We start from the raw sequence: 17,468 nt of genomic DNA, 5'->3' as shown, positions 1-17,468 counted from the left end.
CCGGCAAACCCGCCCGGTTGCTGTTGTAGAGCCGAGCCATGCTCGGCTGCTTTCGTTACCGGCCACGGTAGCCCACCCGCCACGTGTCCCACCAAGAAGTGCCCGCCATGACCGCCGTTACCCCGTCCAGCGCCGCCGCCACGCCCAGTGAGATTGTGCAGTCGCCCCTGCCACGCCTGAAGATCACCGAGATCTTCACCTCGCTGCAGGGCGAAGCCGATACCGCCGGCTGGCCGACCGTGTTCGTGCGCCTGACCGGCTGCCCGCTGCGCTGCCAGTACTGCGATACGGCCTATGCCTTCCATGGCGGCACCTGGTGGGACATCGACGACATCGTGGCCGAGGTGCTGGCCCAGGGCGTGCGCCACGTCTGCGTGACCGGCGGCGAGCCGCTGGCGCAGAAACGCTGCCTGGTGCTGCTGCAGAAGCTGTGCGACGCCGGCATGGACGTCTCGCTGGAAACCTCCGGCGCGCTGGACGTCAGCGCGGTGGACCCGCGTGTATCGCGCGTGGTCGACATCAAGACCCCGGGGTCGGCCGAAGTGGCGCGCAACCGCTGGGAGAACCTGCCGCTGCTGACCGCACGCGACCAGATCAAGTTCGTCATCTGCAGCCGCGAGGACTACGACTGGGCCAAGGCCCTGGTCGCCGAGCACGAGCTGGTGAAGCGCTGCACCGTGTTCTTCTCGCCCAGCAAGGGCGAGATCACCGCGCGCCAGCTGGCCGACTGGATCGTCGAAGACCGCCTGCCGGTGCGCTTCCAGATGCAGTTGCATAAAATCCTGTGGAACGACGAGCCGGGCCGATGAGCCCAGGCAACGTTCCCTGATGTAACTCCGGCGCGGGACAGCGTGCTGGCTTTCCCCTCCCAACCGGATGTTTTACCCATGAAGAAGGCAGTCGTGCTTCTCTCCGGCGGCATGGATTCAGCCGCCGTCATCGCCATGGCCCAGGAACAGGGCTTTGCCGTGCATGCCCTGAGCGTGCGCTATGGCCAGCGCCATACCTCCGAACTGGATGCCGCCGCCCGCGTGGCCAAGGCCCAGAGCGTGGTCGCGCACAAGACCGTGGACGTGGACCTGCGCAGCATCGGTGGCTCGGCGCTCACCGATGACATCGACGTGCCCGAGGCCGGCGGTGCCGGCATTCCGGTCACCTACGTACCGGCGCGCAACACCATCATGCTGTCGCTGGCCCTCGGCTGGGCCGAAGTGCTCGGTGCCAACGACATCTTCTGCGGCGTCAACGCCGTGGATTATTCCGGCTATCCGGACTGCCGCCCCGAGTTCGTGGCCGCGTTCCAGGCGCTGGCCAACCTGGCCACCAAGTCGGGCGTGGAAGGTGCGGGCATCAAGGTACACGCGCCGCTGCAGTTCCTCAGCAAGGGCCAGATCGTCAGCGAAGGCGTGCGCCTGGGCGTGGACTTCGGCCTGACCGTGTCCTGCTACAACGCCGACGCCAACGGCGCCGCCTGCGGCCACTGCGATGCCTGCCGCCTGCGCGCGCAGGGTTTCGCCGAAGCCGGCGTGCCGGACCCCACGCTGTACGTCTGAGGTGATGGGGCTGATGCCCCAATGGTGGGTGCGAACCGTTGGTTCGCACTCTCTGTCCCGGCGCTACCGGCGGCTGGAGTCTGGTAGTGCCGGCCGCTGGCCGGCAGCCTCATCAGGCAACCACCCCGACGCCTCGATGAACGCCCGCACCGCCTTCGGATCGGCATAGTCCAACTCGATCATCCGCGCGATACCGGCCTTCTCGTCGGCCTGCTGGCGCATGTACTCCTGCGCGATGCGATACCCAGCGTAGTACCCCACATCACTCACCCCGAATGGATTGCGGGCGCTGTTGTAGAGCCAGTTGTCGAGGTTACCCCCGTCCATCTCGGCAATGAAGCGCGTGCGGATTTCCGGCTCGTGCGCGGGCCCGTAGGCATACAGCGGCAATGCCGGCCGACGCCCGCTCAGCCGCTCGGCCACACCCTCGCGCACCACGTACTGCGCCAGGCTGCCGGTGGTCTCGCGCTGCTGGGTATGCACGTACTCGTGCAGGTTGTTCTGCGCGTTGTTCGCCCCCGGACGGCTGTCGTAGAAGATCCGTAGCCGGTCGCGCATCTTTTCGGGCAGTTCGCTCACGTCCACGCGCTCATCGCCCAGCGCCATCTCGGCACCGATCAGCACCTTGTCACCCAGCGTGGTGCCGCCGGTGCGCAGCACACCGACTGCGTAGGTGATGGTGGCCGGACGCAGGGCGGGGTAGAGCGTGCGGAAGGCGGCCAGGTCCCGCTCCAGAGTGGCGCTGGCCTGCTGCGCGTTGGCGGTCAATGGGCGTACCGACGTCCAGAAGCGCGGCCACGCGCGCATGGCCTCGGCGTATTCGCGGGCAGTGTAGCGGCGCACCTGCATCAGCGCATGCAGGCCGGGGCTGCCTGGATCGATGTAGCGTTCCTGCACGAGTGCGACCTGGCGTTCAACGTCGGGCTCGGCGCGCACCGCGTCATAGGTGGCCCAGAAGCGGCCGATGTCGTCGGTGACGACCTGGGGCGGGGCGGCCAGTGCCTTGCAGGGCAGCAGAAGGGCGGCAATGAGGCAGAAGGGCAGGCGCATCCGTGGCTCCGGGCGGGAATCACAGCTGGGATGCGCGTGAGGCCCGGAAGGTTTAAGCGGGCTCGCCAGATCGGGTAGTGCTGGCCGCTGGCCGGCAACCTCGACGCAGCAGGGTTTCACCCGGCCCGGCAAAGTAGGGTAGAATGCCCACCCCGCCGAAAGGCTGGGGCAGTGCAATGGGCCGTTAGCTCAGTCGGTAGAGCAGAAGACTTTTAATCTTTTGGTCGAAGGTTCGAATCCTTCACGGCCCACCATATGCACCAAGGGTTTCAGCCCTTACCCCCCGCTCCGCAAAATATCGGCCGCTCCGCAATTCACTTCGTCGGGCTGGTCAGCGCACCGCGGCGCTTCCGCACATAGATCTCGGTTGTGGTCACCGACTTGTGGCCCAGCTGCTGCTGCGCCTGGCGAATGTCGCCGGCCGAGTCTGCCTTGTCCGTGCCTGCCTTTGCGCGCAGGTCGCGGAACTGGAATTCCTTCTTCGGGATGCCGGCGCGCTCGCGGGCCTTATCGAAACGGTAACGCAGAGCGTCCTTGCCGATCGGCAGCCAGTCCTCGCCCAGCAGCAGACGCGTGCTGATAGGTGCATCATCCGGGCGCTTCACCGACAGCAGGCGATCGATCAGCACCTTCAGCTCGCCGGTGATCGCGATGCGCACCGGCGTCTTGGTCTTGCCCTGGCGCAGCACCAGCGTCCCGTCCTTGATGTTGCGGCGGTCCAGCTCGCGCATGTCGGTCGGCCGCTGGCCGGTGAGGTAGGCAAGGTCCATCGCATCTTTCAGCACCTGGTCGGCGGCGTCGTACACCCGCTGCAGAATGTCGTCCTCCACGTACACGTCGCGGCCGTCCTCCCGGAATCGGTTCACGCCCGCGCATGGGTTCGGTAGGTCTGTGTAGCCCTTCTGCCGGCACCAGTTCCACAGGTGGGAGAGCAGCGACTTCTCACGGTTCGCAGCCACCGGCGCACTGCGGCGCCACTGCAGGTAGTTGAAAACGTGCGTCGGGCGGATCGCGTCGAGCGGACCCGGCGGGTCGTCGAAGAACTGGATCAGCGAGTCGAGCTCGCGGTTGTTGTTCCGCTGTGTACCCTCGGACTTCGTCGGGATCACTTCGACGCGGTAGCGCTCGGCGGCCTGCCGGAACGTCAGCTTCGCGTCGGGAGGGATCACCGCCGCGCGCTCGAACTCGGCCCATTTCTGGATGGCCAGGCCGTAGTCGCTGCCCAGCGCAGTTTCCTTGCGCGGCTTGCCGCCGTGGTCGTAGTAGTAGTGCACCACGCCGGATTTCTGCTTGCGCTTGCGGAACCGGGGGATCGCCCCGGGCTTTGTCGGCTTCCTTCCCATCATGCGGCCTTGTTCGGTTTCCAATCGGTCGCCGGCGGCGTCTTCGGCTCCGGCTTGCCCTCGATCGCGGACCACAGCACCACTGGCCACCCGTGGGCGTCCAGATAGTGCCGGATCCCGTTGTTGCGCAGAAACTCGGCCTGGCCCTTCCGCCGCGGTGTGCGGCAAAGCGCCTTGATATCGTCACGGGACAGGTAGGGGCTGTCGGCCATGTTGTCCTCCTTCAGTTCGTGGCCAGCGCAGCGCGGAGCTTCTCGGTGGCCTGGGTTGCTGCCTCGCGCAGGCGCTGGATTTCCTCCGCCTGCTCGATGATTCGGTTCGCCGCGACCACCAGCTGCTCGCGCAGCACGTCCTTGGCCGGCTGCTTCATGCGGCGCGGTTCGCGGGGGAAGAGTTGGTCACCCATGTGCGCACCTCCGCCAGCACCAGCGCAGCCCTGCGCGCGCGGCGCGGCATGCGCGGCTGATCGCCCACAGGGTGGCGATGCCGGCCAGGAACCCGGCCAGGGCGAACACGTGGACCATTGCAGCGGTGAGCAGCTGGTCAGCCATTGGGCACCCCGGTGAGAGCCTGGCGCAGGCATCCCATCGCTTCGTCGACCATGACGCTCGGCCTGCGGTCGGGGCTGGAATCCAGATCGTCCAGCGCGGTCGACAGGTAGCCCAATGCCTGATCGATCTTTGCAATCAACATCGAAAGGTCCACGGCCTGCGCGGGCTGCTGCGGTGACGCGTAGAAGGCCGTCAGCGGGCGGGCGTGCAGGAACGACTCTTCCAGTGCGCGATCCTGGTCCCTGGTCCAGAACCTGATGTTTCCGTTCTCGGCGAACTGAACCCACAGCGCTGCACGCTGCGCCCCCACCGGCTGGCGGGCGGCGACGGCGGCGTCGCGGTAGACCACAAAGGCGGCTGCATCCATGTCCTCGTGGCTGAATGACTGCCCGGTGCCGTCATATGTCCACCGACCCGCCGAAAACACTCGCAACGGCGCATCCCCCTGACCACCCGGGGAGGGCTGGGCGGAGAGGGCGGCATTCTCCAGGTGCAGTCGTTCGGCCTCGGCCCAGCCTTCGCGCGCCCACGTTTCCCACGTTACGGGCCAGAGCGGGCCGCAGCCATTCGGGCACGGCTCCGTCTTGCTGTCACCAGCACCGACAGCCCCGCTTTGCAGATACAGGTTCGTGCGGTGAAGTTGGAAAGAGCATTTCGCACAGCGCACGATGCCCGGAACTAGGTCGGAACGCTGATCCCCCAGCCTCACCATCCCACCGGGCTGCACGTCCGCCAGGGTCTTGTTGTTGTTGCTCATGCTGATTCTCCTTTGACGCGGGATACGGCAAAACCAAGCCGATCCCACATATCTGATCGGTCCATCAGCGACGTATCGTTATGGTCTACTGCCACGTAGTCGCTGAACTCCGTCGCGATCTGGATCAGCTCGGCGAATGCGGTGCGGGCTTCTCGCGCTTTGTGGTTCTGCCGTGGCTCGTACTCCGCATGCCTCTCCTCGAAGTCAATTAGCTCGTCCATCACCGCCAGCACATCGACAGCCAGGGTCTTGTTGTCGGTGTTCATGCAACCTCCTGCAGTTGGGAGGCCTGTTCGGCCTCGATCAGGGCATAGCCGATGGCCTCGACGCGTTCGCGCAGCTGGCGGCGTGCGATCAGCAGCTGCAGCGCGATGTGCCGGCGGTGGTCGTTGAGCTGGAACGTCCGCGTCTCGATGTGCAGCTTTCCGGACAGGTCGCGGCGGAACAGGCGGTAGGTGAGGACGTGGCCGCCCAGCACCTTGTCGATGGACCGGCCCCAGGCGAAGCCCTCGGTGCGCTTCGGCAGCCGGCGGTCGTAGCGGTGGTGGGTCATGCCGTGGCTCCTTCGCAGATTTCGATCACGCGGCGCAGGTTGTCGTCGCTCATCCAACCCATGTGGCAATCCCGCTCGGACAGGCCGGTCTGTTCCCGCAGCCAGGCATACGCCTTGGTGCGCTTCATGCGCCCGGTCTTCCAGAGGGGGTCGAACGCGGCATGTGCGGCCATCTTCAGGCGCCTGGTCTCCGCGGTCGCAAGGCGCCCCATGCGTCGCTCGCTGCCTGGGTGGCACCCAACCCACGCGCCATGCGGCAGGCATGCCCAAAACTTCTTTCCGTAAAGGTCCGGCCGGTGCGGGTAGACCTCGCGGCCGGTGACCAGCTTTGCCTCGCAGTTGCAGACTGGGCAGGGACGTCGAACAGCGCTCATGCGTGGCTCCGAAGCGGCACGCGGCGCACTGGCCCGTGCCACAGGTTGGTCAGGTTGTTCAGGCGCACCTGCAGCGGGTCGCGGCGCAGGGGGCGCAGCGGGTCGTGCAGGCGGCGCTCGGTGTTCCGGCAGGGCGCGCACGCGGCGGTGGCCTTGCCGTTGATCAGGGGGAAGAACCGCAGCGGCAGCCGGGCCGCGCACTTCGTGCAGGTCTTCATGCCGGCGGATCTCCGCGCAGGCCTTCCCAGGTGAGCGGGAACGGGCCCAGCTTCAGCCGCGCGGCGGCCATCTTCTTGGACAGGCCCAGCGCCTCGGCCACTTCCATGGTCGTGACGCGCTTGCCGTCGATCACGTGGTCGAACTGGCGTGCGCGGTTGTTGCCGCCGCGCTTCGTGCCGACGTGGGGATAGTCGTAGTTGAGGCCCCTCATGCCGCCACCTTCAGGCCGAAGGCCTGGCGCGCTGCGTGGTACTCGCGCAGGAAGCGGTCGAGGTGGCCCTGCAGCTTCTCGGTGAAGCCGTCGCGGTAGACGCGCACGATCAGGGCGTCGTAGCCGGGGCAGTACGACATGAAATCCCACCACTCGCGTTCGGTGATGATCAGGCCGCCGTGCACCTGGGGCTTGTGTTCGTCCGGCACGCCGCCGGCGCGCAGCCACTTCACGTGGGTGGGGCCGTCCGGGCATTTGATTTCCAGCCCGCCGTCCAGCTGGATCAAGCTGTCCGGGCTGCAGCCGAGGGTGCCGGCATCGTTGAGGATGAACCCGACCTGCTGCGGCACCACCTCGCGCTCGAAGGCGTACAGCTCGCGGGCGTCGTCCTCGAGGAATTCCCCGCGCTCTGTGTGCCGGTTGCCGGTGAAGGACTGGCCGGCGTCCGGGCGCACAACCTCGTCGATCAGCTGGTTGATGTAGGTGTCAGCGGCAGCCGCGTACTCGCCCTTCTTGGGGGTGATGATGCTGCCGAACTCGCTGGCGGTCGGCACGCCGCGGCGGGCGGCGTACCATTCCGGCGATCGCTGTTCGAAGGTCAGGATCTGCGCCATGGGTCAGTCCTTCGGCTTGGTCGCTGCGGCGGCGCGGTTGAATGCCTCGCGCACTTCCGGCGGCAAGTTGGCCGGCTTGCCACCATAGGCTCGCAACACCTCAGCCTTGCGGTTCGTGTAGTCCTCATAGGTGGTCAGGCCGTTGGCCAGCGTCACCCACTCTTGGGCGGTTTCGCGCGCGATCCGCTGCTGCTCGTTCTCGCCGGCAGCGTTGCCGTCGTCGTCGTCGCCGATCGTCAGGTTGAAGATCATCATCACCAGGTAGCGCCGGCCGTAGCTGATGGCCGAGCCGCGCCCGTGCGTGGTGGTCTTGTTCTTCTCGCCCTTGATGCCGACGTTGTCGATCGGGGCGTCGTAGGTGTAGGTCTTCGAATACCCACCGTCGTGCATCACGTCGCAGACGATCCCCACGTGGTCGGCCAGTTCCGAGCGGTCGGTGCCGAACGACAGGGAGAAGCCGTGGCGGGTGTAGATCGGGGTGATCAGCCGGTTGATATCCTCGAGCAGCGCATACCGGCTGTTGGTCTGCTTGTTCTTGCCGCGCTTTTGGATCGCCGGCATTTCCTTCTGGCAGGCCTTCATGGCGTCTGCGTAGGCACGGGCCGCGTCGCGGTCCTGCATGTCCTTCTGCATTTCCCACAGCTTCTGCAGGCGCTCCACGCCCTGGTCGGGCAGCATCATTGCCTGCTGCAGCGCCACGGCAAGGCCGGTGCCAGGCTGCTCGCTGGCTTCGGTGGTGACGATCTGATTCATGGGCATTTTCTCGACATGAAATGAGGTGCCCGGCTCTCGGAGCCGCCGCCGGGCTGGCGGGTGCTTCCCTGCGGGGTCAGAACAGAATTTCCTCGGCGGCCGCGGCGGTGGATTCTTCGCTGGCGGCCTCGGCGTCGTTCAGGACGGGGGTTACCTTGCAGCTGGTCACTGACTGGATGCCGGCCAGCTGGGCCTTCAGCTCGTCCAGTTCCTTTGTGAGCTTCTGGTTCTTCGTGTACTCCGCGTACCACTGGCTGTTTTTCTCGGACGCTTCCTTCTGTGCCTTCTCGACCAGGGGATGGGTCGGTTCCAGCTCGCCGCCTTCGGTGTATTCGATACGGACCCCTTCTTCGGTCCGCTTCCAACCGCTTGTGCTGTGGTAGCCGTCGCGTTCAAAGATGACTGCGCGCGCCATCAGTTCAGCGGCCAGCCCGGCGCATTCGCTGGGCAGGATGATTGCGGTGCGGTCGTTGCCGCCGATGGTGATCTTGATCTTCATTGGTCTGTCCTTGGTCTCTTGGGATGAATGCCGGCGTCGTGGAATCCCGGCCGGCGCGGGGCCCGTGAGGGCGGGGGAATGCGTTACGCGGCCAGGTCTTCCTGCTGCGGCTTGCTGCCCTTGGCCTGCTTGGTCGGCGGGATCAGGGTGATCTGCACGTCTTCCTGGATCAGCGCGCACAGGGCGCCGGCCTGCTCGGTGGTCGGGTGGAACAGGGCGCTTACGGTGACCTGCAGGCTGCCGCCGTCGAGCGCTTCGAACTTGAAGTTCTTCAGCGTCACGCCGGACAGCACCATCGGCTCGGTGAGGCCCAGGCCGCCGGCGATCACCAGTTCATAGCCCGGGTATTCCTCGTCCCAGGGCAGGGCGCCCAGCCTCGGGAACTTCACGGCGGTGAGCCCGTCGGCGCCTTCGATCAGGTCCTGCTGCTCACCCTGGCCTGGCTTGCGGTACAGGGCCTTGCGCAGATCCTTGCTGAAGAAATCCAGCACACTGCTGCCGGTGGTAGCGAGCAGCTTCAGGTCGCCGGCCATCTTGTTTTCGCCGCCATGCTTCTCGGCGCGGGGGTTGTAGTTGGAGACCTTGGCGGTCGCGTCGATCAGTTCGAACATCGGTGGTGCCTCTCAGGAAGGCCGGCCGCGCCGGCGGGAAGTCAGGACCAGGACCACGCCAGCGGCCAGCACATGGCGGCTGCGAGCGCGGCGGTGATGGCGTAGCAGGCGAGGCAGGCGGCGAAATCGCGCCAGCTGCGGCAGCCGATGGCGGTCAGAAAACGCATGTGGCCCCCGATTCGCAGGCCGCCAGAGCGGCACGCAGGCGGTCGTCGGCGGCCATTTGGTCGGCCAAGTCGCGGGCTGCGAGGGAGGCGTGGGCGGCTGCGAAGACTTCGGCTACTGCCGCGCGGGCTTCGCGCGCTTCATGGTTCTGCCGTGGCTCGTACTCCGCGTGCCTTTCCTCGAAATCAATCAGCTCGTCCATCACCGCCAGTACGTCGACCCGGCTCACGACAGCACCGCCTGTACCGTCACGGTGAAGACCACGCCGAGGCAGAAGGCCAGCAGGTAGCCCGAAGCCAGCTTCAGCGCCTGGAGGTGCAGGGCTCGGTCGGCGGCGGTCATGCGGCACCGCCTTTGACGCGGGCGATTGCCGCATCCAGACGGCGGAACAGATCTGCATCGTTGGCGTCATGTCGCACGCAGCTGTTCTCGACGGCCTGGGCCGCATCGATCAGCTCGACCACGTACCCTCGAAAGACGAAGCACTCAGGGCAGGGCGAGAAGAACACACGCTGGTCTGTACGTTCGTACGGGTTGTCGCGATCAAACACGCCCTGCGGTGCGCGGCTCTCGGCCACAAAGCCGCTCGACTGGCTTTCCTTGCCGCAGCAGGGGCAAAGCGGGGTGATCGAAACCTTGATCTCGTAGCCGCTCATGCCGCCACCTGCTGCAGTGCGCGGGCCATGTCGTTGGCGCACATCTGTGCCCGGGCCAGCATGTCGACCGCAGCCAGACCGCTGCAGGGGCGCATGGCGCGCATCCGGTACAGGCTGTAGGAGTGCCGGCGGCCAGCCGCCCGGCGCTCGCTCATCGCCCAGCCGAAGCGGCCCTTGCGGTACTTCGCCACCAGCAGCAGCGGGTCGATCAGGCCGTCGGCAATCTCGCCTTCGCCGCCGCAGCGGCCGCAGGCCACGCCGTACTCGCACTGCGGATCGCCGCTGGCGCTGTCGTTGCGGACGTGTTCGCCGGTGCCGTCACAGTCCGGGCAGGCGATGAAGTCATTGGCCGGGTGCAGCGGAAGGCCCCGTTCCTCGCGGGACAGCTCGCAGCAGCGCTGGTGGTCGCGGACGGTGGCATAGCCAAGCCGGGTGGTGCTGCGTGGCAGGTTCTCGAACATTTCGGACCCCGTTTCAGATGGCCCGGATGGGCCGACGGGGTCAATCTATGGCATTCCATAGACTTGTGTCAATGGGATCCCATAGATCTGACGCAAAAAAAATGGCGGCTCAACGGCCGCCAGCGTTTTCAGTGGATCAGCAGGGACAGGCCCTTGCCAATGCCGCCCCATATGGCGATGGGAAGGATTGTGAGCAGGGTGCTCATCCAGACCAGCCGGGAGGACTGTCGAAATTCGGGATCTGACTGCTGCTGGAAGTCACCCTGGGGGATGCGCTCCCCGGCGAACAGTACCCCTCGCGCCCAGCCCATCAGGAAGCAGGCCGCCAGCCAGGGCCAGGTGATCCAGCCGAATCCCCAGGCGAATGCTATCGCCCAGGTGATCAGCATGAGAACAGTCCGGATGCTGGCCATCAGCGTGCGCCAGTGGTTCCGCTGGCCGAGCAGGGGAACATGCGGCTCATCCCAATGGTGGTGAAGATGGCGACGTTCATCGACTCCCAATTCTTCGACACCTTGGCATGCGTCTCTGCGTTCTCTTTGATCTCGCTGTCAGTGGCCGTGCGGATCAAATCGATCGTGATTTTGACCTTTTTGGGCGGACAGAAGCTGAAGGGTTCCCGGACGTTTACCTTGCCAGTATCCATGTCCCTCTGAATCACGTAGACCTCTGAGATTCCTTGGAAATAGGAGTCAAGGACCATTTTGTATAGGTCACGCTCCGATCGATCTGGCGAGCCTTCTGCTTTCTCTCTGAACTTGCGGTAGTTGTTGACGTCGAGCGCCTGTGCAGGGCTCGACGCCAGTAGAAGCAAGCACACGATAGCCGCTGAAATCCCCTTCATCACCCCTCCCAACTTCCGATCCAGCGCACCCGGCCGACGATCTGGATCGGGTGCCGGGGGCTGTCCAGCCGCTTCGGCTTCCGCCAGTTGTGATCGCCCCGGGGGTTGTCGGCCTTGAAGAACACCAGGTCGTCGATCACCTCGCAGCGCTTCACGTGGTACTCCTTCGCAGCACCACCGCCATCGACCATGATCACGTACATCTGGCCGTCGCGAGGAATGGTGTCGCTGGTGTCGAACAGGATGGCGTCACCGCTGTGGATGCGCGGTTCCATGCTGTCGCCCTTGCCGTACATCACTGCGAGGGCGTTGGGGCGCAGGCGCTTGCGGGCCAGTGATTCGGCCCTGAATTTCAGCTTGTGGGTTTCGGCGTACTCCTGAGCCTCAGGGCCGCCGCCAAGGCCGATGGCCTGGGCGTATCCGCTGATATCCGCCCAGTCGCTGTCGTCGTTGCTTGCTGCAGTTCCTTCCATGGGCCCCCGGCCGGTTTGCAACCACTTCGGGGATACCCCAAGCGCCTCCGCGATCTGCGGTAGCTGCGTTGTCCCTGCCTGGTCGTTGTTCTCAATGCCGGCGAGGGTGGGGTATTTCACGCGCGCAGCCTCGGCCAGCTGGGGGCGAGACATGCCCCGAGCCTTCCGTGCTTCCTTGATCCGGTCACCTACGGTGTTCATGGAGGTGAGCATTACGGAAAACCATTATGGGATGCCGTTGACAGCGACCTATGGCATCCCATAGGCTGGTGCCACCCAACAGGAAACGGCACATGGAAATCACCTGGGCAGACCGAATCAAGGCGCTCGAAGAGCGCGGCTGGTCCCTTACCGAGATCGGCCGGGCCATCGGCAAGTCGCCGCAGACCGTCAGCGACCTCAAGCAGGGCCGGACGAAGGAGCCGGGCGGCATGGCCGCTGTGCAGCTCCACCACCTCTACGCCACCGGCGCCCGGCCGGCGACTGCAGGCTGACGTGACCACCTCACCGCGCCTTGGCGGGGAAGGGCACCACGGTGCCTGTGCCGGGCAGCGGTGGCTCACGGCGCCTACGGGGGTATGGGCGCACATCGACCCTTCGACCCTGACGGATCAGGGCGAAGCACTTCCCGCTGATCCACTGGAATTTCAGATCCACGACGTTGGATCGCGGCTTACGAACTGACCTGGGCATTCAAGGCTTCCATTTGAGAGGCCTTCTTTTTCGCCCGCAAACCCTTGGCAAATAAAGGCAAATCATGGAAAGCATTGGCAAGCAACAGGACAACCTCCGCCTTGTATTCGGTGTGCACAGCGCGCCGAAGGATGCCCCTCAGAAGCTGCTCCGCCAGATCGAATCGGCCGCTCAGGCCCTGGCGGTATCGATGCAGGCCGGTGGCCACAAGCTGGCGATGATCGCCGCGGCCATTGGCAAGTCGGAGAGCTACGTGTCGCGCATGCGCACCGGTGAACGGCCGATCCCGGCCCGCCTGGTGCTGTCGCTGTGCGCTGCCACCGGCTCGAATCTCATCCGCCAGTACATGGATCTGCAGGCGGCCCTGGAACAGCCCGACCCGCGCTCGGAGATTGCGCGCCTGGCGGGGATGCTGAGGTCCGCCTGATGGACGCCACTGAAAAGGCGCTGCTGGCTGTACGCGTGTTGTGGCACACCGCCGCGTACCTGCACATGCTGCGGGGTGCGTGATGGCCCGAATCCGTACCGTGAAGCCTGAGTTTTGGTCCAGCGAGCAGGTGATGGAATGCTCGCCGATGGCTCGACTGCTGTTCATCGGCCTGTGGAATTTCTGCGACGACGCCGGCAACCACGTTGCCAGTGCGAAGACCGTAAAGGCCGAAATCTTCCCCGCTGACGATATTTCCTCGTCGGACGTGCAGCGAATGCTCGACGAGCTTTCGTCGAATTCCCTGATCGCCTTCTATACCAAGGGCGACAAGGACTATCTGCACGTCACTGGATGGAAGAAGCATCAGAAAATCGACCGTCCCACCTTCAAACATCCGGCCTATTCTGAAGATGATCGACGAGGCCTCGACGAGTCCTCACCCCCGGAAGGGAATGGAAGGGAAGGGAAGGGAAAGGAGAAAGAACAATCCTCGCTTCGCTCGGATTCGTCCGCGTCTTCGACGCTGACCCTGGACGGTGGCAGCGCAGGGCAGGGTGAGAAGACCGAGCAGCAGGACCGCAAGCAGATCCGAATCACCGTGATCGCCAACGAGGCCAAGGACGCATACAACGCGATCATGGCCAAGCCGCATGGCGAGCTGCCGGCGTGCACCGTGCTGAACAAACCGCGCATCAAGGCCGTGGAAAAGGCGCTGCCGACCGTGCGCCAGCTGTGCATGCAGCTGTTCGGCAGCGAGCGGGTTACCCCCGATTTCTGGAAGGCCTACTTCGAGACGGCAGCGGCCGATGACTTCCATGCTGGCCGGCTGCCCGGTGGTCCTGGTCACGAGAATTGGAAGCCGGACTTCGAGTACCTGCTGCGCGAAACGGTGATCGCCAAGCTGGCCGACCGTGCGCTGTCCGAGGTGGCCCAGTGAACGCGCTGCCGGACTACTACCGCGACGAAGGGCTGCGCATGCTGCCGCAGGCGATCGAGGCCGAGCAGGCGGTGCTGGGCGGGCTGATGCTGCGGCCGCAGGCCTGGATGGACGTGCAGGACGTGCTGACCGCGCAGCAGTTCTACCGCCGCGATCACCAGCTGATCTGGCAGGCCATCGAGGACGTGCTGAAGAAGGGCCGCGAGGCCGACCCGGTCACCATCGGCGAGTGGTTCGAATCGCGCGGCAAGCTGGAGCTGGTTAGCGACGGCGCCTACCTGATCGAGCTGTCGGCCACCACGCCGTCGACGGCCAACATCCGTGGATATGCGGAGATCGTGGCCGAGACGGCCAAGCGCCGCGCCCTGATCGATGCAGGGCAGGAGCTGATCGACGCCGCGTACAGCCCGGAAGGTCGCAGCGCTCTGGACCTGATTGGCTCCGCGCAGACCCGCATCGGTGGCCTGCTGGACAGCGAACCCTGCGACCTGGAATCGGTGGCGCCGGTGATGGAGCGTGTCTTCCACCGGCTGGGCGAGAGGGCGAACAACGAGGGCGGCATCAGTGGCCTGACCACCGGCGACCACGACCTGGACGAGCTGCTTGGAGGCCTGCAGCCCGGTGGCCTGTACGTCCTGGCCGCACGCCCCAAGATGGGCAAGACCACCAAGGCAATCAATGTCGCCGAGCATGTGGCGCTGCGCCTGCGTAAGCCGGTAGCGGTGTTCACCTTCGAAATGCAGCCCGAAGAGCTGGGTGATCGCATGCTGGCCAACCAGGCAGGCATCAACGGCACCCGGATCCGCACGGGCAAGCTGGACGACGTCGATTGGGCCAACGCATCCGAGGCGACCCGCAGGCTGTCGCAGGCTCCCATCTTCGTGAGCCGCCCGAAGCGTGCCAGGGTCGAACACGTGTGCGCGCAGATCCGCCGCATGCACGCGCGTGATCCGCTGGGCCTGGTGGTCATCGATTACCTGCAGCTCATGGAAGTGAAGGGCGACAACCGCGCGGCCGGCATCGGCGATATCACCCGGACGCTGAAGCTCACAGCCAGCGAGCTTGGGGTGCCGTTCCTGCTGCTGAGCCAGCTCAACCGCGAGCTGGAAAAGCGGACGGACAAGCGGCCAATCGTCGCCGATCTGCGCGATTCGGGCTCAATCGAACAGGACGCGGACGCGGTGATCTTCATTTACCGCGACGAGATCTATAACCCTGGCAGCTCCTGGGCGGGCACCGCCGAGCTGATCGTGGCCATCCAGCGCAACGGTGCGCCCGGCGTGGTCCGGCAGCTGTACCAGCCCGAGTACTTCCGGTTCTCGCCGCTGCCTGAGTACTGGCAGCCCAAGCAGACCAGCGCCAGCGCACCCGCCGCCGGCACCGCACCCAGGCAGAAACGCGGCTTTGCCGGCGTTGCCGCTGCCCGCCAACAGGAGGACTGAGCGTGAAGAACAACACCTTCATCCTGCGGATCGAGAACGCCAGGGACGCGATGAAAGCCGCGTGGCTGTTCGCCTGCGAGTACCTGCAGGTAGGGCGCGCCGTCCGCGTCACGGTCGAGGAACACAAGCCGTGCCGCAGCCTCGAGCAAAACGCCATGTTCCACGCCATCTGTGGCGAGCTCGCCAAGAGGAAGAAATGGGCCGGCCGCTACATCGACGACGAGGGCTGGAAGCGGCTGCTCGTCGATGCCTGGGCGCGGGAGTCCAACCGGCAGCAGGGCGACGTTGTCCCGTCCCTGGACGGCGCCAGCATCGTCAACCTGTCGATCCAGACCCGGCGCATGACGGTGGCTGACATGGCCGACCTGATCACCTTCGCGCAGAGCTGGGCCGTGGAGAACGACGTGCTGCTGCGGGACGTGGCGCCGCGCCGCGACCAGCGCCTGGCCGAGCAGGCGGTGGCATGAGGACGAAGAACGCCAAGGCTTTCACCCGGCAGGAAGAGGACCACGTCCGCCTCGTGAAGCTCTGCCCCTGCAGCGTGTGCGGCAGGCCGGGGCCGAGCGAGGCCCACCACATGCAGCAGGGCGACCACTTCACGACCGTGGCGCTGTGCACCGATTGCCACCGCGGCAGTTTCAATGGCTGGCACGGGGAAAAGCACATGTGGCTGGTGATGAAGATGAACGAACTGGACGCACTGAACGTGACGATCCGCAACGTGCTGCTGCTGATGAAAAGGGGACACCTGTGACCATGCGACTGACCTTCGGCATCGACCCCGGCCTGTCCGGCGCGATCGCCACCTTGATCGACGGCGAGCCCGGCCCGGTGCTGGACATGCCCACCATGGACGTGGACGGCTGGGGCGAGATCGACGCCCGCGCGGTGACGGTGTTCATCCGCGAACAGCGCGCCAACCACCCTGGGGCCTACGTGTCCGCCTGCATCGAGAAGGTGGGCGCACGCCCCGGTGACGGCGGCACCAGCGCATTCCGCTTCGGCCAGGGCACGGGGAAGCTGCAGGCCATCCTCGAGGTGCTGGGCATCCCGACCACTCGGGCGATCCCGGCTGTGTGGAAGCGAACCTTCGGCCTCCTGAAGCAACCCAAGGACGCTGGCCGCCTCTTGGCCTGTGCCCGATTCCCAGCGGCAGCCAAGACCATGAGCAGGAAGAAGGACAACGGCCGAGCCGATGCTCTGCTCATCGGTCTGTGGCACGAGAACACCCAGCTCGGAAGCCATCTGCTGGGAGGGGAGGGGGAAACTGCCCCTGCTGCGCCTCGCGTGCGCGCGCGCGTTTGCGACGACGCGGCGGCCTGAGCATGCGGCGGCTGGCGACAGACCCTGATCGCGTCGACTGGTTCCAGGTCCTCACCGACCTGAGCCGGAAGGGCGTGCCGGTGCTGGCCGTGTCGTCAGCCATCGGCGTGCCGCAGTCGACCATCCTGGGGTGGAAGCAGGGCGCGGAACCGAAGTTCGCAGACGGCGAGCGGCTGGTGGCGTTGTGGCTGGGCCTGACTGATCGCCCCATCGAGCAACTGCCCCGCATGGGGAAATAGTCGGGAATCCGCATGGGTGGGTGGCGAACACTCCGGGCTGTTCGCCACCCATGCAGCCCACAGGAGCAGCACATGCCCGCGCCCGAACTGACCGTGAAAGTCCCCGGCGAAACCGCCGACACCAGCGCCGCCGCAGCCGGCACCACCAGCACCACGCCGCCGGACGAGCGTCTGGCCGCCGTCCTGACCCTGTCCAAGCAGACCGTTGCGGTCATCACCGAGGCGCTGCCCGGCCTGGTGGCTGGCGACCTGATTGCCCTGCGCGACCTCGAGGTGGCCGGCGACAACCGCAAGGGCGTCCTGGCAGCCATCGAGGCCGAGGACAAGCGCCGTGCCGAGCTGGGCTCTACTGACCCGATTGCCCCAGCCGACCCACTGCCTGCCGACCTGTGCGTGGTCATCGCCGGCGCACTGTTCGACTTCGCCGGCTTCCTCACCACGCGCGACAAGGTCATCGCCCTGGGCGCATCCGAGGAAGCTGGCGCGGCCGTCGAAGCGATCGAGGAATGGGCCGCTACCCGTGGCCTGTCGCTCGATGAGGCTGCCGTGGGTGGCTGGCGCGAGCTGGGTGTGGATCTGGTCGAAGCGGCAGCACAACCCCCGATTCCGGTCGCAGAACTGCCGAAAGCGGAAGTGAATGCGCCGCGCACCGCCGGCCAGGCCGTGCTGACCCCCGACGGCTGGGTCGTCCCCGAGCCGCAGCCGAAGGCCTGAGCC

The 17,468-nt window shown here is 65.9% G+C and carries 33 protein-coding genes and 1 tRNA gene; 12 read left to right on the top strand and 22 right to left on the bottom strand.

The genetic code is table 11. The features are described 5' to 3' along the window. Positions 1–107: 107 nt before the first annotated feature. Together queE and queC are read left to right on the top strand one after the other, a co-directional pair. Complete coding sequence (gene queE, locus AC5P7R_RS14800) at positions 108–809, top strand: 7-carboxy-7-deazaguanine synthase QueE (protein ID WP_019660124.1); 702 nt, start codon at positions 108–110, stop codon at positions 807–809. Positions 810–887: 78 nt separating this feature from the next. Then, positions 888–1,553 carry a 7-cyano-7-deazaguanine synthase QueC gene (gene queC, locus AC5P7R_RS14795; protein WP_227854163.1) on the top strand — a complete coding sequence of 222 codons (666 nt, stop codon included), beginning with the start codon at positions 888–890 and terminating at the stop codon, positions 1,551–1,553. A 63-nt stretch (positions 1,554–1,616) separates the two neighbouring features. Here queC and AC5P7R_RS14790 read toward each other — a convergent pair whose 3' ends face one another. Next, positions 1,617–2,603: a DUF2268 domain-containing putative Zn-dependent protease gene (locus AC5P7R_RS14790; RefSeq protein WP_227854162.1), complete on the bottom strand. Its 987-nt coding sequence runs from the start codon at positions 2,601–2,603 to the stop codon at positions 1,617–1,619. A 178-nt stretch (positions 2,604–2,781) separates the two neighbouring features. Between AC5P7R_RS14790 and AC5P7R_RS14785 the strand changes: the two genes are divergently transcribed. Further along, a tRNA-Lys gene (locus tag AC5P7R_RS14785) sits at positions 2,782–2,857 on the top strand. A 60-nt stretch (positions 2,858–2,917) separates the two neighbouring features. Here the strand turns inward: AC5P7R_RS14785 and AC5P7R_RS14780 are convergent. From AC5P7R_RS14780 to AC5P7R_RS14680, 21 genes are all read right to left on the bottom strand, one after another. Then, the gene (locus AC5P7R_RS14780) at positions 2,918–3,946 is read right to left on the bottom strand and encodes a site-specific integrase (protein WP_495214011.1); all 1,029 of its coding nucleotides are present in this window, start codon (positions 3,944–3,946) and stop codon (positions 2,918–2,920) included. Beyond that, positions 3,946–4,158 carry a DUF4224 domain-containing protein gene (locus AC5P7R_RS14775; RefSeq protein WP_087786648.1) on the bottom strand — a complete coding sequence of 71 codons (213 nt, stop codon included), beginning with the start codon at positions 4,156–4,158 and terminating at the stop codon, positions 3,946–3,948. The genes AC5P7R_RS14780 and AC5P7R_RS14775 overlap by 1 nt, the downstream gene beginning before the upstream one ends. A gap of 11 nt (positions 4,159–4,169) precedes the next feature. Further along, the gene (locus tag AC5P7R_RS14770) at positions 4,170–4,352 is read right to left on the bottom strand and encodes a hypothetical protein (protein ID WP_495214009.1); all 183 of its coding nucleotides are present in this window, start codon (positions 4,350–4,352) and stop codon (positions 4,170–4,172) included. Beyond that, positions 4,345–4,497: a hypothetical protein gene (locus AC5P7R_RS14765; protein ID WP_171968308.1), complete on the bottom strand. Its 153-nt coding sequence runs from the start codon at positions 4,495–4,497 to the stop codon at positions 4,345–4,347. The genes AC5P7R_RS14770 and AC5P7R_RS14765 overlap by 8 nt, the downstream gene beginning before the upstream one ends. After that, positions 4,490–5,254 (bottom strand): hypothetical protein, encoded by a 765-nt coding sequence (locus tag AC5P7R_RS14760; protein WP_495214008.1) that lies wholly within the window; start codon positions 5,252–5,254, stop codon positions 4,490–4,492. Before AC5P7R_RS14760 ends, AC5P7R_RS14765 begins: the two co-directional genes overlap by 8 nt. Continuing rightward, positions 5,251–5,520: a hypothetical protein gene (locus AC5P7R_RS14755; RefSeq protein WP_495214006.1), complete on the bottom strand. Its 270-nt coding sequence runs from the start codon at positions 5,518–5,520 to the stop codon at positions 5,251–5,253. Before AC5P7R_RS14755 ends, AC5P7R_RS14760 begins: the two co-directional genes overlap by 4 nt. Continuing rightward, entirely contained in the window at positions 5,517–5,807 is a 291-nt protein-coding gene (locus tag AC5P7R_RS14750; protein ID WP_495214005.1) for a hypothetical protein, read from the bottom strand. The genes AC5P7R_RS14755 and AC5P7R_RS14750 overlap by 4 nt, the downstream gene beginning before the upstream one ends. Further along, on the bottom strand, positions 5,804–6,181 hold the full coding sequence (locus AC5P7R_RS14745; protein WP_495214004.1) for a zinc-finger-containing protein: 378 nt from the start codon (positions 6,179–6,181) through the stop codon (positions 5,804–5,806). The genes AC5P7R_RS14750 and AC5P7R_RS14745 overlap by 4 nt, the downstream gene beginning before the upstream one ends. Next, complete coding sequence (locus AC5P7R_RS14740; RefSeq protein ID WP_032962321.1) at positions 6,178–6,399, bottom strand: hypothetical protein; 222 nt, start codon at positions 6,397–6,399, stop codon at positions 6,178–6,180. The genes AC5P7R_RS14745 and AC5P7R_RS14740 overlap by 4 nt, the downstream gene beginning before the upstream one ends. Further along, positions 6,396–6,611: a hypothetical protein gene (locus tag AC5P7R_RS14735; protein WP_459018029.1), complete on the bottom strand. Its 216-nt coding sequence runs from the start codon at positions 6,609–6,611 to the stop codon at positions 6,396–6,398. Before AC5P7R_RS14735 ends, AC5P7R_RS14740 begins: the two co-directional genes overlap by 4 nt. Beyond that, entirely contained in the window at positions 6,608–7,225 is a 618-nt protein-coding gene (locus AC5P7R_RS14730) for a lambda exonuclease family protein (protein WP_495214002.1), read from the bottom strand. Before AC5P7R_RS14730 ends, AC5P7R_RS14735 begins: the two co-directional genes overlap by 4 nt. A 3-nt stretch (positions 7,226–7,228) precedes the next feature. Then, entirely contained in the window at positions 7,229–7,978 is a 750-nt protein-coding gene (locus AC5P7R_RS14725; RefSeq protein ID WP_495214000.1) for an ERF family protein, read from the bottom strand. Between the two features lie 76 nt (positions 7,979–8,054). Then, positions 8,055–8,477, bottom strand: a complete 423-nt coding sequence (locus AC5P7R_RS14720) for a hypothetical protein (RefSeq protein ID WP_495213999.1) — start codon at positions 8,475–8,477, stop codon at positions 8,055–8,057. Positions 8,478–8,560: 83 nt separating this feature from the next. Beyond that, entirely contained in the window at positions 8,561–9,088 is a 528-nt protein-coding gene (locus AC5P7R_RS14715; RefSeq protein ID WP_032962310.1) for a hypothetical protein, read from the bottom strand. A gap of 41 nt (positions 9,089–9,129) precedes the next feature. Beyond that, entirely contained in the window at positions 9,130–9,255 is a 126-nt protein-coding gene (locus AC5P7R_RS14710) for a hypothetical protein (RefSeq protein ID WP_495213998.1), read from the bottom strand. Next, positions 9,243–9,482, bottom strand: coding sequence for a hypothetical protein (locus AC5P7R_RS14705; protein WP_495213997.1), 240 nt, complete (start codon positions 9,480–9,482; stop codon positions 9,243–9,245). The genes AC5P7R_RS14710 and AC5P7R_RS14705 overlap by 13 nt, the downstream gene beginning before the upstream one ends. A 109-nt stretch (positions 9,483–9,591) precedes the next feature. Then, on the bottom strand, positions 9,592–9,909 hold the full coding sequence (locus AC5P7R_RS14700) for a hypothetical protein (RefSeq protein ID WP_495213996.1): 318 nt from the start codon (positions 9,907–9,909) through the stop codon (positions 9,592–9,594). Continuing rightward, a complete protein-coding gene (locus tag AC5P7R_RS14695; protein ID WP_495213995.1) occupies positions 9,906–10,370 on the bottom strand; it encodes a hypothetical protein in 465 nt (154 codons plus the stop codon). Before AC5P7R_RS14695 ends, AC5P7R_RS14700 begins: the two co-directional genes overlap by 4 nt. Before the next feature lie 128 nt (positions 10,371–10,498). Further along, a complete protein-coding gene (locus AC5P7R_RS14690; protein ID WP_495213993.1) occupies positions 10,499–10,759 on the bottom strand; it encodes a hypothetical protein in 261 nt (86 codons plus the stop codon). A 23-nt stretch (positions 10,760–10,782) separates the two neighbouring features. Then, positions 10,783–11,214 carry a hypothetical protein gene (locus tag AC5P7R_RS14685; protein ID WP_495213991.1) on the bottom strand — a complete coding sequence of 144 codons (432 nt, stop codon included), beginning with the start codon at positions 11,212–11,214 and terminating at the stop codon, positions 10,783–10,785. Further along, complete coding sequence (locus tag AC5P7R_RS14680) at positions 11,214–11,900, bottom strand: XRE family transcriptional regulator (RefSeq protein WP_495213989.1); 687 nt, start codon at positions 11,898–11,900, stop codon at positions 11,214–11,216. The genes AC5P7R_RS14685 and AC5P7R_RS14680 overlap by 1 nt, the downstream gene beginning before the upstream one ends. An 80-nt stretch (positions 11,901–11,980) precedes the next feature. Between AC5P7R_RS14680 and AC5P7R_RS14675 the strand changes: the two genes are divergently transcribed. The 9 genes from AC5P7R_RS14675 to AC5P7R_RS14635 all read left to right on the top strand — a co-directional run bounded on the left by AC5P7R_RS14675 (position 11,981) and on the right by AC5P7R_RS14635 (position 17,465). Continuing rightward, positions 11,981–12,181, top strand: a complete 201-nt coding sequence (locus AC5P7R_RS14675) for a helix-turn-helix domain-containing protein (RefSeq protein ID WP_180895392.1) — start codon at positions 11,981–11,983, stop codon at positions 12,179–12,181. 263 nt (positions 12,182–12,444) lie between these two features. After that, positions 12,445–12,807: a hypothetical protein gene (locus tag AC5P7R_RS14670; RefSeq protein ID WP_495213987.1), complete on the top strand. Its 363-nt coding sequence runs from the start codon at positions 12,445–12,447 to the stop codon at positions 12,805–12,807. 148 nt (positions 12,808–12,955) lie between these two features. Further along, positions 12,956–13,747 (top strand): hypothetical protein, encoded by a 792-nt coding sequence (locus tag AC5P7R_RS14665; protein ID WP_495213986.1) that lies wholly within the window; start codon positions 12,956–12,958, stop codon positions 13,745–13,747. Then, on the top strand, positions 13,744–15,189 hold the full coding sequence (gene dnaB, locus AC5P7R_RS14660) for a replicative DNA helicase (protein ID WP_495213985.1): 1,446 nt from the start codon (positions 13,744–13,746) through the stop codon (positions 15,187–15,189). Before AC5P7R_RS14665 ends, dnaB begins: the two co-directional genes overlap by 4 nt. Before the next feature lie 2 nt (positions 15,190–15,191). Further along, positions 15,192–15,656, top strand: a complete 465-nt coding sequence (locus tag AC5P7R_RS14655) for a recombination protein NinB (RefSeq protein ID WP_495213984.1) — start codon at positions 15,192–15,194, stop codon at positions 15,654–15,656. Then, entirely contained in the window at positions 15,653–15,943 is a 291-nt protein-coding gene (locus tag AC5P7R_RS14650; protein WP_495213983.1) for a hypothetical protein, read from the top strand. Before AC5P7R_RS14655 ends, AC5P7R_RS14650 begins: the two co-directional genes overlap by 4 nt. A gap of 2 nt (positions 15,944–15,945) precedes the next feature. Beyond that, positions 15,946–16,512: a hypothetical protein gene (locus AC5P7R_RS14645; RefSeq protein ID WP_495213982.1), complete on the top strand. Its 567-nt coding sequence runs from the start codon at positions 15,946–15,948 to the stop codon at positions 16,510–16,512. Between the two features lie 2 nt (positions 16,513–16,514). Then, a complete protein-coding gene (locus AC5P7R_RS14640) occupies positions 16,515–16,751 on the top strand; it encodes a hypothetical protein (RefSeq protein ID WP_050483592.1) in 237 nt (78 codons plus the stop codon). Positions 16,752–16,823: 72 nt separating this feature from the next. Continuing rightward, positions 16,824–17,465: a hypothetical protein gene (locus AC5P7R_RS14635; RefSeq protein ID WP_495213980.1), complete on the top strand. Its 642-nt coding sequence runs from the start codon at positions 16,824–16,826 to the stop codon at positions 17,463–17,465. Positions 17,466–17,468 lie beyond the last annotated feature (3 nt).

The sequence above is a fragment of the Stenotrophomonas sp. YJH_SMC_27 genome (assembly GCF_059369815.1).
The sequence above is the reverse complement of the archived record's forward strand: the minus strand, read 5'-3'. Positions and strand labels throughout refer to the sequence as shown.

What these genes read in the sequence shown, in the direction of transcription:
- queE (WP_019660124.1), top strand. Translation starts at nt 108, where the DNA reads ATGACCGCCGTTACCCCGTCCAGCGCCGCCGCCACGCCCAGTGAGATT.
- queC (WP_227854163.1), top strand. Translation starts at nt 888, where the DNA reads ATGAAGAAGGCAGTCGTGCTTCTCTCCGGCGGCATGGATTCAGCCGCC.
- AC5P7R_RS14790 (WP_227854162.1), bottom strand. Translation starts at nt 2,603, where the DNA reads ATGCGCCTGCCCTTCTGCCTCATTGCCGCCCTTCTGCTGCCCTGCAAG.
- AC5P7R_RS14780 (WP_495214011.1), bottom strand. Translation starts at nt 3,946, where the DNA reads ATGGGAAGGAAGCCGACAAAGCCCGGGGCGATCCCCCGGTTCCGCAAG.
- AC5P7R_RS14775 (WP_087786648.1), bottom strand. Translation starts at nt 4,158, where the DNA reads ATGGCCGACAGCCCCTACCTGTCCCGTGACGATATCAAGGCGCTTTGC.
- AC5P7R_RS14770 (WP_495214009.1), bottom strand. Translation starts at nt 4,352, where the DNA reads ATGGGTGACCAACTCTTCCCCCGCGAACCGCGCCGCATGAAGCAGCCG.
- AC5P7R_RS14765 (WP_171968308.1), bottom strand. Translation starts at nt 4,497, where the DNA reads ATGGCTGACCAGCTGCTCACCGCTGCAATGGTCCACGTGTTCGCCCTG.
- AC5P7R_RS14760 (WP_495214008.1), bottom strand. Translation starts at nt 5,254, where the DNA reads ATGAGCAACAACAACAAGACCCTGGCGGACGTGCAGCCCGGTGGGATG.
- AC5P7R_RS14755 (WP_495214006.1), bottom strand. Translation starts at nt 5,520, where the DNA reads ATGAACACCGACAACAAGACCCTGGCTGTCGATGTGCTGGCGGTGATG.
- AC5P7R_RS14750 (WP_495214005.1), bottom strand. Translation starts at nt 5,807, where the DNA reads ATGACCCACCACCGCTACGACCGCCGGCTGCCGAAGCGCACCGAGGGC.
- AC5P7R_RS14745 (WP_495214004.1), bottom strand. Translation starts at nt 6,181, where the DNA reads ATGAGCGCTGTTCGACGTCCCTGCCCAGTCTGCAACTGCGAGGCAAAG.
- AC5P7R_RS14740 (WP_032962321.1), bottom strand. Translation starts at nt 6,399, where the DNA reads ATGAAGACCTGCACGAAGTGCGCGGCCCGGCTGCCGCTGCGGTTCTTC.
- AC5P7R_RS14735 (WP_459018029.1), bottom strand. Translation starts at nt 6,611, where the DNA reads ATGAGGGGCCTCAACTACGACTATCCCCACGTCGGCACGAAGCGCGGC.
- AC5P7R_RS14730 (WP_495214002.1), bottom strand. Translation starts at nt 7,225, where the DNA reads ATGGCGCAGATCCTGACCTTCGAACAGCGATCGCCGGAATGGTACGCC.
- AC5P7R_RS14725 (WP_495214000.1), bottom strand. Translation starts at nt 7,978, where the DNA reads ATGAATCAGATCGTCACCACCGAAGCCAGCGAGCAGCCTGGCACCGGC.
- AC5P7R_RS14720 (WP_495213999.1), bottom strand. Translation starts at nt 8,477, where the DNA reads ATGAAGATCAAGATCACCATCGGCGGCAACGACCGCACCGCAATCATC.
- AC5P7R_RS14715 (WP_032962310.1), bottom strand. Translation starts at nt 9,088, where the DNA reads ATGTTCGAACTGATCGACGCGACCGCCAAGGTCTCCAACTACAACCCC.
- AC5P7R_RS14710 (WP_495213998.1), bottom strand. Translation starts at nt 9,255, where the DNA reads ATGCGTTTTCTGACCGCCATCGGCTGCCGCAGCTGGCGCGATTTCGCC.
- AC5P7R_RS14700 (WP_495213996.1), bottom strand. Translation starts at nt 9,909, where the DNA reads ATGAGCGGCTACGAGATCAAGGTTTCGATCACCCCGCTTTGCCCCTGC.
- AC5P7R_RS14695 (WP_495213995.1), bottom strand. Translation starts at nt 10,370, where the DNA reads ATGTTCGAGAACCTGCCACGCAGCACCACCCGGCTTGGCTATGCCACC.
- AC5P7R_RS14690 (WP_495213993.1), bottom strand. Translation starts at nt 10,759, where the DNA reads ATGCTGATCACCTGGGCGATAGCATTCGCCTGGGGATTCGGCTGGATC.
- AC5P7R_RS14685 (WP_495213991.1), bottom strand. Translation starts at nt 11,214, where the DNA reads ATGAAGGGGATTTCAGCGGCTATCGTGTGCTTGCTTCTACTGGCGTCG.
- AC5P7R_RS14680 (WP_495213989.1), bottom strand. Translation starts at nt 11,900, where the DNA reads ATGCTCACCTCCATGAACACCGTAGGTGACCGGATCAAGGAAGCACGG.
- AC5P7R_RS14675 (WP_180895392.1), top strand. Translation starts at nt 11,981, where the DNA reads ATGGAAATCACCTGGGCAGACCGAATCAAGGCGCTCGAAGAGCGCGGC.
- AC5P7R_RS14670 (WP_495213987.1), top strand. Translation starts at nt 12,445, where the DNA reads ATGGAAAGCATTGGCAAGCAACAGGACAACCTCCGCCTTGTATTCGGT.
- AC5P7R_RS14665 (WP_495213986.1), top strand. Translation starts at nt 12,956, where the DNA reads ATGGCTCGACTGCTGTTCATCGGCCTGTGGAATTTCTGCGACGACGCC.
- AC5P7R_RS14650 (WP_495213983.1), top strand. Translation starts at nt 15,653, where the DNA reads ATGAGGACGAAGAACGCCAAGGCTTTCACCCGGCAGGAAGAGGACCAC.
- AC5P7R_RS14645 (WP_495213982.1), top strand. Translation starts at nt 15,946, where the DNA reads ATGCGACTGACCTTCGGCATCGACCCCGGCCTGTCCGGCGCGATCGCC.
- AC5P7R_RS14640 (WP_050483592.1), top strand. Translation starts at nt 16,515, where the DNA reads ATGCGGCGGCTGGCGACAGACCCTGATCGCGTCGACTGGTTCCAGGTC.
- AC5P7R_RS14635 (WP_495213980.1), top strand. Translation starts at nt 16,824, where the DNA reads ATGCCCGCGCCCGAACTGACCGTGAAAGTCCCCGGCGAAACCGCCGAC.